This window comes from Wolbachia endosymbiont (group A) of Anoplius nigerrimus, from assembly GCF_947251795.1.
In the GTDB taxonomy this organism is placed as follows: domain Bacteria; phylum Pseudomonadota; class Alphaproteobacteria; order Rickettsiales; family Anaplasmataceae; genus Wolbachia.
The window spans coordinates 863,673-876,005 of the sequence record NZ_OX366385.1 but is presented as its reverse complement, the minus strand read 5'-3'; the positions used below and the strand labels follow the sequence as shown (position 1 = coordinate 876,005).

Below are 12,333 nucleotides of genomic sequence, written 5' to 3'. Positions count from 1 at the left end.
GACAAAATTTTAGAGAAGCCATACAAGAGCTCCAACAAAATTGAGAAAACCCATAAAAACCTCAGCAGTTTTATCAAATCTGGAAAAAATGCGCCTAAAATTTTTAATTTTACCAAAAAAACACTCAATCAAATGACGTTCTTTGTAGATATGCTCATCGTAATACCTTTGCACTTTTCGATTCCGTTTTGGCGGAATAACTACTGTACATCCCTTGTCTTCAAGACTTGTAACAAAGGCATTGCTATCGTAGCCCTTGTCAGCTACTACAGTAGAGTTATAGATACTTTCGGTCAACACTTGTGCCTGCGTAATTTCATTTCTTTGACCAGGAGTCAGAGTAAATTTAAGTGGATTTCCAAGTGCATCGACAAGCGCATGTATTTTAGTTGTAAAGCCACCTTTGCTCCTCCCTAAAGCTTCTTGATCCTTGGAGTTTTTTGTATATCCAGATGAACATGGATGGGCTCGGATGATCGTACCGTCGATTATAGCAACTTCTAAATCAGGCTCTTGTTTAGTATATTCAAGCAATTTTTTCCAGACATCTCTTTCACACCATCTTTTAAATCGCTTATGTATACTCCTGTAATTACCATAAGTTTTTGGTAAAAGTCTCCATTGGCAACCACTTCGCACTATGTACCACACTGCCTCTATGAATATTCTTAGAACCTGTTCATAATCTTTTGAGGAACAAAGCAGTGAAAGCAAGAACTACCATTTGCAAGCTGGTGTTGAGTTTACGCTCGCAATTTTTCCATAACCGTCTACATTTTTCCAACCAAGCAAAAGAACGCTCTACAACCCATCTTTTTGGCAATACAGCAAAGGTATGTAATTCACTGCGTTTTATTACCTCAACAGTTGCACCAATAGTTGCTTTTATTTGTGTTGCAAAATTCTCTCCCGTATAGCCTGCATCAACCAGTACATTTTTAACTCCCGAGAGGTTTTCTTTTGCATTTTCTACCATTCTCACAGCACTGCTACGGTCAGTTATCTCTGCTGTTGTTACATAAATTGCATGTGGCAAACCTTGCGTATCTACTGCAATATGGCGTTTTATTCCTGAAATCTTTTTGCCTGCATCGTAGCCTTTTTCTTCAGCAGTATCTGCATTTTTTACACTCTGTGCATCAATTATGCAGAAGCTGGTTTTTTCTTTCCGACCATTGTTTTGTCGGACTACGCCAACTATTTTTTTTTAACACCAGCTCCAGAACACTTTCTTTATTTGCATCTGGTTTTTCACTCCACTTCTTAAAATAGTCGTAACAATTGCGCCATTTTGGAAACTCTTTTGGTAGCATTCTCCACTGACAACCGCTTTTCAGAACGTATAACACTCCACAAAATACATCATACAAATCAAGTTTTCTTGGTTTTGTTTTTTTTCTACAGGACTCTAGATCTGGTAATATAATCTCAAATCTTTCCCGACTTATATTACTTGGGTATAAACTCCTCATATATCCTAACTTATATACATTATCTCTTAGTTTATTCCTTTCTTGAGATCATGTACAGGTTCTTAAACGTTTTTCATCTTTGCTGTGCATTCCTTTTACGCTTTTTATGAACTCTAAAATTTGTTTCCAATTTTCCTCTTTGATGTAATATTGCATATGGTAGTTTCTCCATTTTTTACCTATTAGGCTAAACTACCATCTTTTTCTCTCTTTTCATATTTTTTGTCCACAGAGCCTAGCTACCACGGGTTTTCTTTGCCTTTTTTTCTGCCTAGTAAATTTCTTAAACATTTATAGCTAAGGTTAGTTGCATTTAAAAGCAGCTAAATTGCAGCGTTTAAGACTTAAAAAACGCCAATACTGAAAATAGACAATGACTAGGGTTTCTTTTGCCTTTTTTTTCATTTGGTAAATTTCTTAAATATTTATGGCTAACATGAACTGGGATGATACTATTATAGAGTGAAATGAGATCCCAGTGTCACGCACTGGAATGACAGGAGAAGGGGCTACTCGGATGACAAGAAAGGAGCACTGCCATTATAGAGTGAACCAGTGCCCCTATGATGTCATTCCAGTGCTTGACACTGGAATCCCAAAAAAAGGATGATGTCATCCGAGTAGCTGACACTGGGATCCAGAAAACTTAACTTTAAATAAGTGGCTGCATAATAAAGACTAGATCCCAGTGTCACGCACTGGGATGACATTATAGGAGGCTACTGCATAAGTGTTGAAAGTGCAGTCACACAAGGTGATTAATGGTATGTAAATCTCCTCTTGATATCAACCTTCGTTGTTGGGAAAGCAGATAAACCACGTCAAAAATTCGCTTAAACCTTCTAACCACAGGCAAAAAGGCGCTTTTTTGATTTATTTTATTATCATTGAAATTTATGCCGTTAACCACCTTATATAATGCCACTTATAGCACTTTCAACACTTATGGAGGCTACTGGGATGACATTATAGGGGCTACTTGCATGACACCATTCTTTTTCCTGGATCCCAGTGTCAGCTACTCGGATGACAGGAGAAGGAGGCTACTTACATGACGCCATTCTTTTTTCTGGATCCCAGTGTCTGGGCACTGGGATGACAAAGAAATAGGCACTGGGATGACGAGAAAGGAGCGCTGGAATGACATCATAGGGGCTACTCGGATGACAAAAAAAGGAGCGCTGGAATGACATCATAGGGGCTACTCGGATGACAAAAAAAGGAGCGCTGGAATGACATCATAGGGGCTACTCGGATGACAAAAAAAGGAGCACTGGGATGACATCATAGGGGCGCTGGGCATAAGTGTTGAAAGTGCTATAAGTGGCATTATATAAGGTGGTTAATGGCATAAATTTCAATGACAATAAAATAAATCAAAAAAGCGCCTTTTTGCCTGTGGTTAGAAGGTTTAAGCGAATTTTTGACGTGGTTTATCTGCTTTCCCAACAACGAAGGTTGATATCAAGAGGAGATTTACATACCATTAATCACCTTGTGTGACTGCACTTTCAACACTTATGGGGCGCTGGGATGACAATCGTCATACCGCAGCGGGATCTAGAGATACCTGCGGTATGACGGTTCGCGGCGGTATAATGAAGCTTGAAAGCGGATCACCTTTCACGACCTGTATTTACTTTAGGAGTATTAACAGGTGTTATCGTTGGGTTTTCAAGCTTTGTTGCCTGCTTCAAACCCTCGCTTACACTTTGGTCCTGATTTAAAATTCTATCAAAGTTCTTACTTTGTTGATGACCGTTTATTACGCTGATCTCTAAGAGCATGTCTTCAAACTGAGTAGAAAGAAGTTAAGAAGTATGGTATAAGGTACATTTTAAGATGTACCCAAGCGATATAAGTGACAAAGAATGGAAGACAATAGAGCCATATTTTGAACCTAAAAAGACCGGCAGACCAAGAAAACATAGTATTAGAACAATTATTAATGCAATCCGCTATATGATGAGAACAGGATGTCAATGGAGACAACTGCCTAAAGATTTTCCACCATGGAAAACCGTATATAGTTGTAATTCGCGCTTGAAAAAAAGTGGAATATGGCAAGAAATTCATGATTTTCTAGTTAAAAAAGTAAGAGAGATGATTGGTAAAAATAAGACTCCATCAGTAGGTATAATTGATAGCCAGTCAGTGAAAACTACTCAAAAAGGGGATCCAGAGGATATGATGCTGGCAAAAAAATAAAGGGCAGAAAACGCCATATTATTGTAGATACTGTGGGTCTTGTAATTGCTGCTGAAGTACAGAGTGCAAGTATTCAAGATCGTGATAGTGCTCTAAATCTTTTTGCCCAAGCTAAATGCAAAGTTCCAACTTTACGTAAGTTTTTTGCTGATCAAGGGTACATAGGTAAATTACAAAACAGATGCTTATTGGAAACGGGATGTTTATTAACGATTGCCAAGAAAATAGTTGATACAGGATTTCAAGTTATTCCCAAACGTTGGATTGTTGAAAGAACTTTTGCCTGGCTTTCCAATTTTAGGCGCATGAGTAAAGATTACGAGCATTCTCCTCTCACCTCAAAAAACTATATCTTCTTTAATATGATCACTATTATGCTTCACAAATTAGCTCATTCTTCAGTTTGAAGACATGCTCTAAGCCGGGACTTTTATAATTGAAAGACTCACCAGGTTGTACATTATATTCCTTACCATTGATATTTAAGTTAATCGCATTAGCAATATTGAGAGAAGTTGTATCTTGCTGCAGATTTTGCTTTGTCTCAGGACTATTATATGTAATACTAACTTTAAGAGCTTTATCCTGATAATTAAAAGCCTTTTCCGGTTCTAAATTGAACTCTTTTCCATTTATATTTATGAAAGAACTCTGATCCATACTTTTTTGTTGCACCTCGTTATTTAGTGTATTTCTTTGAGCAGCTTCTCTCATGTCATGAGTATTCTCTACGCTCTTTTCATCTTCACCTAAAAGTTTTTCTAATATTTTCTTAACAAAGCGTTTCAGGAGACTAAAAAGCCCTTCTTCTTTTTGATTTTCTTGTGGCTGAGGTGCACTATCCTTTTCACCTTGCTCAAGTTTTTTATTATTAGATTTCTCTCTTTTAAGATTTCTGCTCAATGAGAAACCAGCATTATGCTCCGATGGGACTTCATCCGTCTGTGCAGAAACCTCAGAAGTCTTTTGTCCACTCTGTTTAAAACTCTTATCTTTTGCTGAAGTTTTTCCAAGAGTGTCAGCTACTTCTGTGGAGTCCTTACTGGCTGAAGGACTAACAACCTGTGATTTAGGCTCTGATGGAATTTGAGCCCACACATTTCCCGGTAGTTGTATGTCTGCTTGCACAGAAGTCTCTTTTTGTCCACTTCGCCCAAACTGCTTACCTTCTGCAGTAGTTTCTTTAAGATTGCTAACTGCCTCTTGAAACTCTAGATTATCATGCAACCCTTCAATCCTTGATAGTTGCGTATCTTGCCTAGCTTCTTGCAGTATTGCACCCGCTCTACTTCTTTTACTTGTACCAAACTCTTTCCTTAACTCTTGTGTTGATCGTCTAAGTTTATCTATTTCTTCGTCGTTCTGTCTTTGTCGTTTTTCAAGTTCTTTGTTTAACTTTGCAATATTTTCCATTTTGTTCTCAAGCTCCTTACTTTTTACAGCTTTTAGAGCCTTGGTTCCTTTTGCAATATAATTAACCTTCTCTTCTAATGAGGTGCCTTCTGGAAAAGCACCTGGAGAACGTTCAAAAACATCTTTAAACTTTTTTTCAACACTTTCTTTAGATGCCCGGGCCATACCTGTTACCTATTAAAACATATCATATAACCAGTATATTAGCTAATTATATAAAAAACAGTTAACATAACTTGTGGTAGAGCGTTCTATTTATATTTTTTTTATTAAAATGCTATTTACTTACTTAAGTTAAAATGTATAACCATATAAGAGATGAAAGATAGTCAATTAGCAGTAGTATTCGATTGGGATAATACCTTAGTTGACACTCAAGATAACATTTTTAATGCTATTAAGCATACCATAAACTCAATGGGGTATAGTAATAAAGCTGCCGATAGAAATTCCCATGAGTCGAGAAAGAGCTATATGGTCAATTTATTTGGCGATCAGTGGAAAAAAGCAAATCAGATATATCAACAATATTTAGATGATGCACTATTGCAAAACATTGCTCTGAATCAAGGAGTAGAGAAAATGTTGCAGACACTGAAAAGCCACAATATTTATCTAGCAATAGTAAGTAATAAGAAAAATACTAATTTACGTAAAGAAGTTGCCTATTTTAAACTAGATTCTTACTTTGAAAGAGTAGTTGGGTCATGCGATACTGCAGAAGATAAACCATCTGCAACCCCACTGCTATTTGCACTAGAAGAGAGTACGTTACCTATAAATAGAGAAAATGTGTTTTTCGTTGGTGATAGCATCACAGATGTTCTGTGTGCACAAAATGCCAATTGTTTACCTATTATATACGGTCAATCAATAAGCGGTTATGAAGATTTGTTATGTTTTCAACATTTTGATAAACTTACAGATTTTATAATAAAGTATTTAGAAGATAGGTAATGACAGAGATTGCCAGTATACAAAGGCGCCTTTGCGCATATTTAATAGATGTAGCAATTTTATTAATTCCAACTTTATTAATTATACTGCTATTAGAGGATTCTCCGTTGATCTTACATCTATCATACATGTGTGTAAATTGTAGTTACTTCACATATTTTATATCTTCAAAGGCCCAAGCAACTCCCGGTCAACAGTTAATGAATATGTATACTATCAATTTAGATAATTCTAAAATAGACTTGAATTTAGCGTTTGACAGAAGCTCTTCCCAGTTTTTTCTTCCTTTGTTAAACAGTGTAGTAGTTGTCCTTACTGAATTTTTGCAAGATCAGGAGGTATTAGTGAATGTCTTGAGTGCATTGAAAGTAATTATAGTGCTGCTCACCCTCTATTGGTATCTAGTTGCTTGCTTCTCTAAGAAAAAACAGACATACCACGACATGCTATTTAATACGGTTGTTATCAAAGGAACTATTAAATGAGTTGCTATAACTATCATTATCATGTAAATTATGCTGATAAATTGAACTCAGGGAAGATTATGAATGAAGAGATAGTAAAACATTTGAACAAATTATTGACCAATGAGCTGACTTCTGTACGCCAGTATCTTTTGCATTTTGCGGTTCTCAAAAACAATGGAATTAATAGACTTGCAGAAAAGGTAAAAAATGAGCTTAACGAAGAACTTGAACATGCGAACAAGTTGGCAGAAAGAATTTTGTTGTTTAAAGGAGTCCCAAATTTTCAAGATACAAATGGAATCTCAAAGTATGATGGAAAGTTTACAAAAGATACAATACAAAAAATCTTAGAAGCTAATTTGAAATTAGAGGGAAAAGGTATTAAGGATATCAAAGAAACGATTTCTATCGCTGAGAAAGAAAAAGATTTTGTTAGTGTAATGTTATTAGAAGAGATGTTAAAAAATGAAGAAGAGCACTTCCATTGGATTGAGAAGCAGATCGATCTTATTGAACTAATGGGTGTTGAAAACTATTTAAGAACACAAATATAGAGTGTTAAAAAAGATAGTATTTATTTTAATTGTACCTTGTTTGCTCCTTTTTTCATTAGGATTATGGCAATTATTCAGATTGAACTGGAAGAATAATATTATCAAAAATATGAATCTTCCTGTTGTTCATCTGTTGTCCAATAACGACCTTGAAAAATTTAACTATAGGCATGTCAAGATTGGTGGGATTCTAAGTGGCATAGAACTATATGTTTTTGCAGGGCAACACGGCTATTATGTGTTGTCTCCCATGCTGCTCACTACTGGAAATTATATGTTAGTGAACAAAGGAATAGTTAAAGAAAAAAAAGAGGAAAAAGTAAAAATTGAAAAAGTAGTTGCAGATGGAACTTTATATTGCGATAGCAATAAAAGCAAAAATTGGTTTATCAAGAACGATACTGCTTCGAATACATGGTTTACCCTGAGTACAGAAGAAATTTCCAATGAGTTAGGTATTAAGCTAGAGAAGTGTATATTGTGGCCGAACAATTTTGGCAGCAAATTAGCTATACAGCCAATGAAGCATTTGGAATATGCAATCACTTGGTTTGCACTTTCCTTAACTTGGTTGATTATGTGCGTAATTTACTATAGGCAAAACCTCAATAAAGCTTGAAGCTTTCTGTACATAAAATTAGAAAAGTAGTCATTCACCTTTATCACTACCAAGGTCTTTTAACATACTATAATTGCCTTTTCTAAATCTACTTTTTAAAGACGTAACTCCACTTTCGCTAATACCACTGAGGCTCAGTGCAGCTCCACCTAGCTGCAATCCTATCTCAGATGTTTCAGGAATAATTTTACTAGCTCCTAGATCTCTATAAACCTCCACATTACTCAGATCTGGTAAGCGTATTACAATATTTACATGCGGAAAATTTGCTGCAACTAAAGAAACAACTTTTTTTATAGTAACTTCATTCTTTATTGAAACCACAAGAGCTTGAGCTCTTTCTATTCCTACTGATTTTAAAATTTCACATCTTGTAACATCTCCAAGATATATAGGAAAACTATCACTTTTTCCTTCTTTGACTATTTTCGATTGAATATCTACAACAACGTAACTTAAATGCTCTGCCGTAAGCATTTTTGTTACCATATATCCCACTCTACCAAATCCAGCAACTATCACATGGTTATAAAGATCTTGTGTATCTGTTTCAACAGCTTCATCATCTAATATTGTTTTCTCAGTGCTAAATGAGTTTGCTATCCAATCTCCAAGCCCCGATAAAAGAGGAGTGAAAGCCATGGTTACTGTAGTTACCATCATAAGTACTTGAGCGATTTCACTTGGTAGCACATTTAGCTCATCTGCTAAGCGAAATAAAATAAACGCAAATTCACCGCCTTGTGAAAGCAGTAACCCAGCTTGTATAGCAGGTGCACTCTTAAATCCAAAAAATCTACACAATATATATATGATAGATGTTTTTAAAACGATAAGGATAATCGATAATAAAGTAATTAGTGGTAACTTATTGAGTAAAAGTTCGGTATTGATGGACATACCAACAGTCATGAAAAATAAGCCAAGAAACAAATCTTTAAATGGTAATACCGCGTGCTCCACTGAGTGTCTGTATTCTGTTTCTGCAACTAACAATCCAGCGACAAATGCACCTAATGCCAACGATAAATGGAATTGCTCAGTAATAAATGCTGCTCCTAATACTATTAAAAGCGTTGTTGATATAAAGACCTCATTACTTTCCATTTTAGCAATAACCGAAAATAAAGGTCTAAGCAATAATCTACCAGTTATAAATATCAGCACTAATGCAATAGCTGCTTGCACCAATGAACCTGCCAATGAGCTTATCAGGCTGTGCTCAGAATTGCCAGCAAGCAAAGGTACCAATACTATTAATGGTACCACTGCAAAATCTTGCATTAATAGTACTGCTATTGACAACCTACCAACCTGACTTGCTTGAGAACCTTTTTCTTGCAGAACCTGCAACACTATTGCTGTTGAGGATAGCGCGAGCCCACCACCAATAACTGTTGCTATATTCGTATTCACTCCGAAAGCAAGAGCGATGCACCATATTGCTACCATGGTAACTATAACTTGAAGAGAACCGAACCCAAATACATGAATACGCATAGCGATCAGGCGTTCAAATGTCAATTCAAGGCCTATAATGAATAATAGAAAAACTACACCAAATTCTGCAAGATTATCCATTGCTTCAGCTGAGTGTATCAGATTAAATCCATGAGAACCAATAACTGCACCTGCAACGAAGTAACCGAGCACTGGACTAATATTCATTTTCCAAAATGCTATGACTATAAACACAGCAGCAGAAAGTAAAATTATAATATCAAACAAATGCTGAGAGCCACTGTGCATGATATTTAACCTGTAGAATTAGACCATTTAATTGAGCAGCCAATACTTGATTTTTGGTCAATTGGAGAATTACCAGTTTCTGCAATAAATTTCATAGCTTGAAATAAGTCACTACTTCCTACTTCATAGCTTTGAACCTTTTCTTTTTTTGTGTCGTTAAAACGTCCACGATAGCAAAGGTTGAAATTGGAATTAAAGCCGAAAAAGTCAGGAGTGCAAACAGCCCCGTATTCTTTAGCTATTTTCTGTGTACTATCAATTAAATATGGAAATGTAAACTTATTTTCCTTGGCAAAATTAATCATATTTTCAAAGGAATCTTCTGGATATTCATTTACATCATTTGGCATTATTGCAATGGTGTTTACCTGATAATCTTTTTTCAATTGATCAACATCGCTTACCAGATTGCTAATAATTAACTGAACGTAAGGACAGTGATTGCATATAAACATTACAATAAGACCATTTTTTCCACAACAGTCACTTAATGTATAGTATTTATTGTCTACTCCCAAAAGATTAAAATCTTTTGCAGAAAAACTAAAATCGACTTTAGGAGTATTCAGGGCAACCATAGACTATTATTATACCATACATAATTTATGGTCTTATTATTTAAATGTCAAACGGTTTCTATGTATACTGTTTGCATATTCTTTTTTAGTATTATAAAACTTATGTTCATAACTTTCGAAGGAATAGACGGCTCTGGTAAAACAACACAATCTAAGCTACTTGCAAATCATTTTAAGCAAATTCACGGCGAAAATAATGTAGTGTCGACTCGAGAACCAGGTGGCACTGATTTTGCAGAAAAGATAAGAGGAGTGTTGTTAACAAATAATATTGATCCTATTTCTGAACTCTTGCTACTTATCTCGATGAGGCACGAACATATGAAAAAATTAATATTACCAGCTCTTGCAGAAGGGAAAATAGTGATTTGTGATCGGTTTATTGATTCAACCATTGCATACCAAGGATATGGGTTTGGAGTTGATTTAAAACTAATAGAAGATTTGCACAGGTTGGCTGGAGTTAGATATCCAGATATTACATTTATTCTAGATATTGATGTTAAAGTTGGGTTAAGTAGAGCGAAAGACAAGAATAAATATGAAGAAATGGATGTTAATTTTTACAATAAGGTCAGAAAAGGATTTCAGGAAATAGCCATAAAAGAGCCCGTTAGGTGCAGTGTTATCACTGGAATTGAAACAAAAAATGATAATCACGTACACAATGAAATTATTGATAAAATCACCTAGCTTGTGATAGAAAATTATCAATTTCAGGTAACATTATTTCATATGAATAACTTTTTGTTTGAGTAGCTAAAAAATCCTGTATTTTGTCTGGATCTTCTTCACTTATCATCTTATATGCCCTTGCGAGGTTCATTAATTCACTTCTATTTTTTTTATTGCTTACTTCAGTAATAGTAAAAAATTGATCAAAATGGTCTAAGAGCATGTCTTCAAACTGAGTAGAAAGAAGTTAAGAAGTATGGTATAAGGTACATTTTAAGATGTACCCAAGCGATATAAGTGACAAAGAATGGAAGACAATAGAGCCATATTTTGAACCTAAAAAGACCGGCAGACCAAGAAAACATAGTATTAGAACAATTATTAATGCAATCCGCTATATGATGAGAACAGGATGTCAATGGAGACAACTGCCTAAAGATTTTCCACCATGGAAAACCGTATATAGTTGTAATTCGCGCTTGAAAAAAAGTGGAATATGGCAAGAAATTCATGATTTTCTAGTTAAAAAAGTAAGAGAGATGATTGGTAAAAATAAGACTCCATCAGTAGGTATAATTGATAGCCAGTCAGTGAAAACTACTCAAAAAGGGGATCCAGAGGATATGATGCTGGCAAAAAAATAAAGGGCAGAAAACGCCATATTATTGTAGATACTGTGGGTCTTGTAATTGCTGCTGAAGTACAGAGTGCAAGTATTCAAGATCGTGATAGTGCTCTAAATCTTTTTGCCCAAGCTAAATGCAAAGTTCCAACTTTACGTAAGTTTTTTGCTGATCAAGGGTACATAGGTAAATTACAAAACAGATGCTTATTGGAAACGGGATGTTTATTAACGATTGCCAAGAAAATAGTTGATACAGGATTTCAAGTTATTCCCAAACGTTGGATTGTTGAAAGAACTTTTGCCTGGCTTTCCAATTTTAGGCGCATGAGTAAAGATTACGAGCATTCTCCTCTCACCTCAAAAAACTATATCTTCTTTAATATGATCACTATTATGCTTCACAAATTAGCTCATTCTTCAGTTTGAAGACATGCTCTAAGAGGTCTTTATTTTTTATTGAAGACACAATATCGTCAATTTCTTTCACATATAATGCAAGTTTGTGTGCTTTACTGCGATCTTCAAAACAAAGATTAACAAGCGCGTTGCAAAACCTATCTTTCGTAGTACTTCTCACTTCTGCTAATAAGGATTTAATATTTTCTTGGCAATGCACTCTCTTGACCGATTCAGCAGGGTCAGTGATACCAAGAACATTCTTTACCAAAGATTTTTCTTCACAACTAAATATGAACATGTAATAACCCATCGATAAAGTGAAGAGCAAGAACATAGCCGGAAGTAAAAACGGAGCTAATACATTTTGTGACGCAGGGAAAATAAACCAGGTAACAGTTGCTATTGACACAGTTACAAATAATCCTGATAAACATAATTGTGCTTTTCTTCTATAATTCTGATCAATAACTGTACTTACACCAATAGAAGCTATATCAATCATTACTCACACCTCATTAAACATTATTAAACATTAATACTAACTGAATGATAGCATTATTGTGATGAAAATGCAATATTATGAATATTTTAATACAATTTATATTGACAGTTACAAT

The 12,333-nt window shown here is 35.2% G+C and carries 17 protein-coding genes and 1 pseudogene; 10 read left to right on the top strand and 8 right to left on the bottom strand.

Going from position 1 to position 12,333, the window contains the following annotated elements:
- Positions 1 to 9: 9 nt before the first annotated feature.
- Positions 10 to 714 carry an IS5 family transposase gene (locus OPR26_RS04630; protein WP_265015609.1) on the bottom strand — a complete coding sequence of 235 codons (705 nt, stop codon included), beginning with the start codon at positions 712 to 714 and terminating at the stop codon, positions 10 to 12.
- Positions 680 to 1,472, bottom strand: a protein-coding gene (locus OPR26_RS04625; protein WP_264705175.1) for an IS5 family transposase whose coding sequence is annotated in 2 segments (ribosomal slippage) — positions 680 to 1,207 and positions 1,209 to 1,472 — 792 coding nt in all. Because the reading frame shifts where the segments join, the coding sequence is not laid out codon by codon here. Before OPR26_RS04625 ends, OPR26_RS04630 begins: the two co-directional genes overlap by 35 nt.
- Before the next feature lie 478 nt (positions 1,473 to 1,950).
- Between OPR26_RS04625 and OPR26_RS04620 the strand changes: the two genes are divergently transcribed.
- Complete coding sequence (locus tag OPR26_RS04620) at positions 1,951 to 2,082, top strand: hypothetical protein (RefSeq protein WP_265015608.1); 132 nt, start codon at positions 1,951 to 1,953, stop codon at positions 2,080 to 2,082.
- Positions 2,083 to 3,088: 1,006 nt separating this feature from the next.
- Here the strand turns inward: OPR26_RS04620 and OPR26_RS04615 are convergent.
- Entirely contained in the window at positions 3,089 to 3,259 is a 171-nt protein-coding gene (locus OPR26_RS04615) for a hypothetical protein (protein WP_265015607.1), read from the bottom strand.
- A 55-nt stretch (positions 3,260 to 3,314) separates the two neighbouring features.
- Here OPR26_RS04615 and OPR26_RS04610 point away from each other — a divergent pair, with 55 nt between their 5' ends.
- Together OPR26_RS04610 and OPR26_RS04605 are read left to right on the top strand one after the other, a co-directional pair.
- Complete coding sequence (locus OPR26_RS04610; RefSeq protein ID WP_264731180.1) at positions 3,315 to 3,680, top strand: transposase; 366 nt, start codon at positions 3,315 to 3,317, stop codon at positions 3,678 to 3,680.
- Positions 3,677 to 4,010: pseudogene (locus OPR26_RS04605) on the top strand (transposase); the annotation flags it as partial. The gene OPR26_RS04610 and the pseudogene OPR26_RS04605, both read left to right, overlap by 4 nt.
- A gap of 42 nt (positions 4,011 to 4,052) precedes the next feature.
- On the opposite strand, the gene OPR26_RS04600 reads toward OPR26_RS04605, so the two are convergent.
- A complete protein-coding gene (locus OPR26_RS04600; RefSeq protein ID WP_265015606.1) occupies positions 4,053 to 5,258 on the bottom strand; it encodes a hypothetical protein in 1,206 nt (401 codons plus the stop codon).
- 153 nt (positions 5,259 to 5,411) lie between these two features.
- Between OPR26_RS04600 and OPR26_RS04595 the strand changes: the two genes are divergently transcribed.
- Genes OPR26_RS04595 through OPR26_RS04580 form a run of 4 tightly spaced genes read left to right on the top strand, consistent with a single transcriptional unit; the run spans position 5,412 to position 7,690 of the window.
- Positions 5,412 to 6,050, top strand: coding sequence for an HAD family hydrolase (locus OPR26_RS04595; protein WP_265015605.1), 639 nt, complete (start codon positions 5,412 to 5,414; stop codon positions 6,048 to 6,050).
- Positions 6,050 to 6,535, top strand: a complete 486-nt coding sequence (locus OPR26_RS04590) for an RDD family protein (RefSeq protein WP_265015604.1) — start codon at positions 6,050 to 6,052, stop codon at positions 6,533 to 6,535. The genes OPR26_RS04595 and OPR26_RS04590 overlap by 1 nt, the downstream gene beginning before the upstream one ends.
- Before the next feature lie 59 nt (positions 6,536 to 6,594).
- Complete coding sequence (gene bfr / locus OPR26_RS04585) at positions 6,595 to 7,071, top strand: bacterioferritin (RefSeq protein ID WP_253302250.1); 477 nt, start codon at positions 6,595 to 6,597, stop codon at positions 7,069 to 7,071.
- Between the two features lies 1 nt (position 7,072).
- Positions 7,073 to 7,690, top strand: coding sequence for an SURF1 family protein (locus OPR26_RS04580; RefSeq protein ID WP_265015603.1), 618 nt, complete (start codon positions 7,073 to 7,075; stop codon positions 7,688 to 7,690).
- 30 nt (positions 7,691 to 7,720) lie between these two features.
- Here the strand turns inward: OPR26_RS04580 and OPR26_RS04575 are convergent, their stop codons facing one another.
- Positions 7,721 to 9,439, bottom strand: a complete 1,719-nt coding sequence (locus OPR26_RS04575) for a monovalent cation:proton antiporter-2 (CPA2) family protein (protein WP_265015602.1) — start codon at positions 9,437 to 9,439, stop codon at positions 7,721 to 7,723.
- A 5-nt stretch (positions 9,440 to 9,444) separates the two neighbouring features.
- Entirely contained in the window at positions 9,445 to 10,017 is a 573-nt protein-coding gene (locus OPR26_RS04570) for a thioredoxin family protein (RefSeq protein ID WP_265015601.1), read from the bottom strand.
- Positions 10,018 to 10,119: 102 nt separating this feature from the next.
- Between OPR26_RS04570 and tmk the strand changes: the two genes are divergently transcribed.
- Complete coding sequence (gene tmk / locus OPR26_RS04565) at positions 10,120 to 10,710, top strand: dTMP kinase (protein ID WP_265015600.1); 591 nt, start codon at positions 10,120 to 10,122, stop codon at positions 10,708 to 10,710.
- Here tmk and OPR26_RS04560 read toward each other — a convergent pair.
- Positions 10,703 to 10,915 carry a hypothetical protein gene (locus OPR26_RS04560; RefSeq protein ID WP_265015599.1) on the bottom strand — a complete coding sequence of 71 codons (213 nt, stop codon included), beginning with the start codon at positions 10,913 to 10,915 and terminating at the stop codon, positions 10,703 to 10,705. The two genes, tmk and OPR26_RS04560, sit on opposite strands and share 8 nt — an antisense overlap.
- Before the next feature lie 55 nt (positions 10,916 to 10,970).
- On the opposite strand from OPR26_RS04560, the gene OPR26_RS04555 reads away from it, so the two are divergent.
- Together OPR26_RS04555 and OPR26_RS04550 are read left to right on the top strand one after the other, a co-directional pair.
- Positions 10,971 to 11,336: a transposase gene (locus OPR26_RS04555; protein ID WP_264731180.1), complete on the top strand. Its 366-nt coding sequence runs from the start codon at positions 10,971 to 10,973 to the stop codon at positions 11,334 to 11,336.
- Positions 11,333 to 11,743: a transposase gene (locus OPR26_RS04550; protein ID WP_320157296.1), complete on the top strand. Its 411-nt coding sequence runs from the start codon at positions 11,333 to 11,335 to the stop codon at positions 11,741 to 11,743. Before OPR26_RS04555 ends, OPR26_RS04550 begins: the two co-directional genes overlap by 4 nt.
- Here OPR26_RS04550 and OPR26_RS04545 read toward each other — a convergent pair.
- Entirely contained in the window at positions 11,709 to 12,218 is a 510-nt protein-coding gene (locus OPR26_RS04545; protein WP_265015598.1) for a hypothetical protein, read from the bottom strand. The two genes, OPR26_RS04550 and OPR26_RS04545, sit on opposite strands and share 35 nt — an antisense overlap.
- Positions 12,219 to 12,333: the final 115 nt, after the last annotated feature.

Bases quoted from the DNA above. Each gene is read 5' to 3' on its own strand.
- OPR26_RS04615 (WP_265015607.1), bottom strand. From the start codon at position 3,259: ATGCTCTTAGAGATCAGCGTAATAAACGGTCATCAACAAAGTAAGAAC.
- OPR26_RS04610 (WP_264731180.1), top strand. From the start codon at position 3,315: ATGTACCCAAGCGATATAAGTGACAAAGAATGGAAGACAATAGAGCCA.
- OPR26_RS04600 (WP_265015606.1), bottom strand. From the start codon at position 5,258: ATGGCCCGGGCATCTAAAGAAAGTGTTGAAAAAAAGTTTAAAGATGTT.
- OPR26_RS04595 (WP_265015605.1), top strand. From the start codon at position 5,412: ATGAAAGATAGTCAATTAGCAGTAGTATTCGATTGGGATAATACCTTA.
- OPR26_RS04590 (WP_265015604.1), top strand. From the start codon at position 6,050: ATGACAGAGATTGCCAGTATACAAAGGCGCCTTTGCGCATATTTAATA.
- bfr (WP_253302250.1), top strand. From the start codon at position 6,595: ATGAATGAAGAGATAGTAAAACATTTGAACAAATTATTGACCAATGAG.
- OPR26_RS04575 (WP_265015602.1), bottom strand. From the start codon at position 9,439: ATGCACAGTGGCTCTCAGCATTTGTTTGATATTATAATTTTACTTTCT.
- OPR26_RS04570 (WP_265015601.1), bottom strand. From the start codon at position 10,017: ATGGTTGCCCTGAATACTCCTAAAGTCGATTTTAGTTTTTCTGCAAAA.
- tmk (WP_265015600.1), top strand. From the start codon at position 10,120: ATGTTCATAACTTTCGAAGGAATAGACGGCTCTGGTAAAACAACACAA.
- OPR26_RS04560 (WP_265015599.1), bottom strand. From the start codon at position 10,915: ATGCTCTTAGACCATTTTGATCAATTTTTTACTATTACTGAAGTAAGC.
- OPR26_RS04555 (WP_264731180.1), top strand. From the start codon at position 10,971: ATGTACCCAAGCGATATAAGTGACAAAGAATGGAAGACAATAGAGCCA.
- OPR26_RS04545 (WP_265015598.1), bottom strand. From the start codon at position 12,218: ATGATTGATATAGCTTCTATTGGTGTAAGTACAGTTATTGATCAGAAT.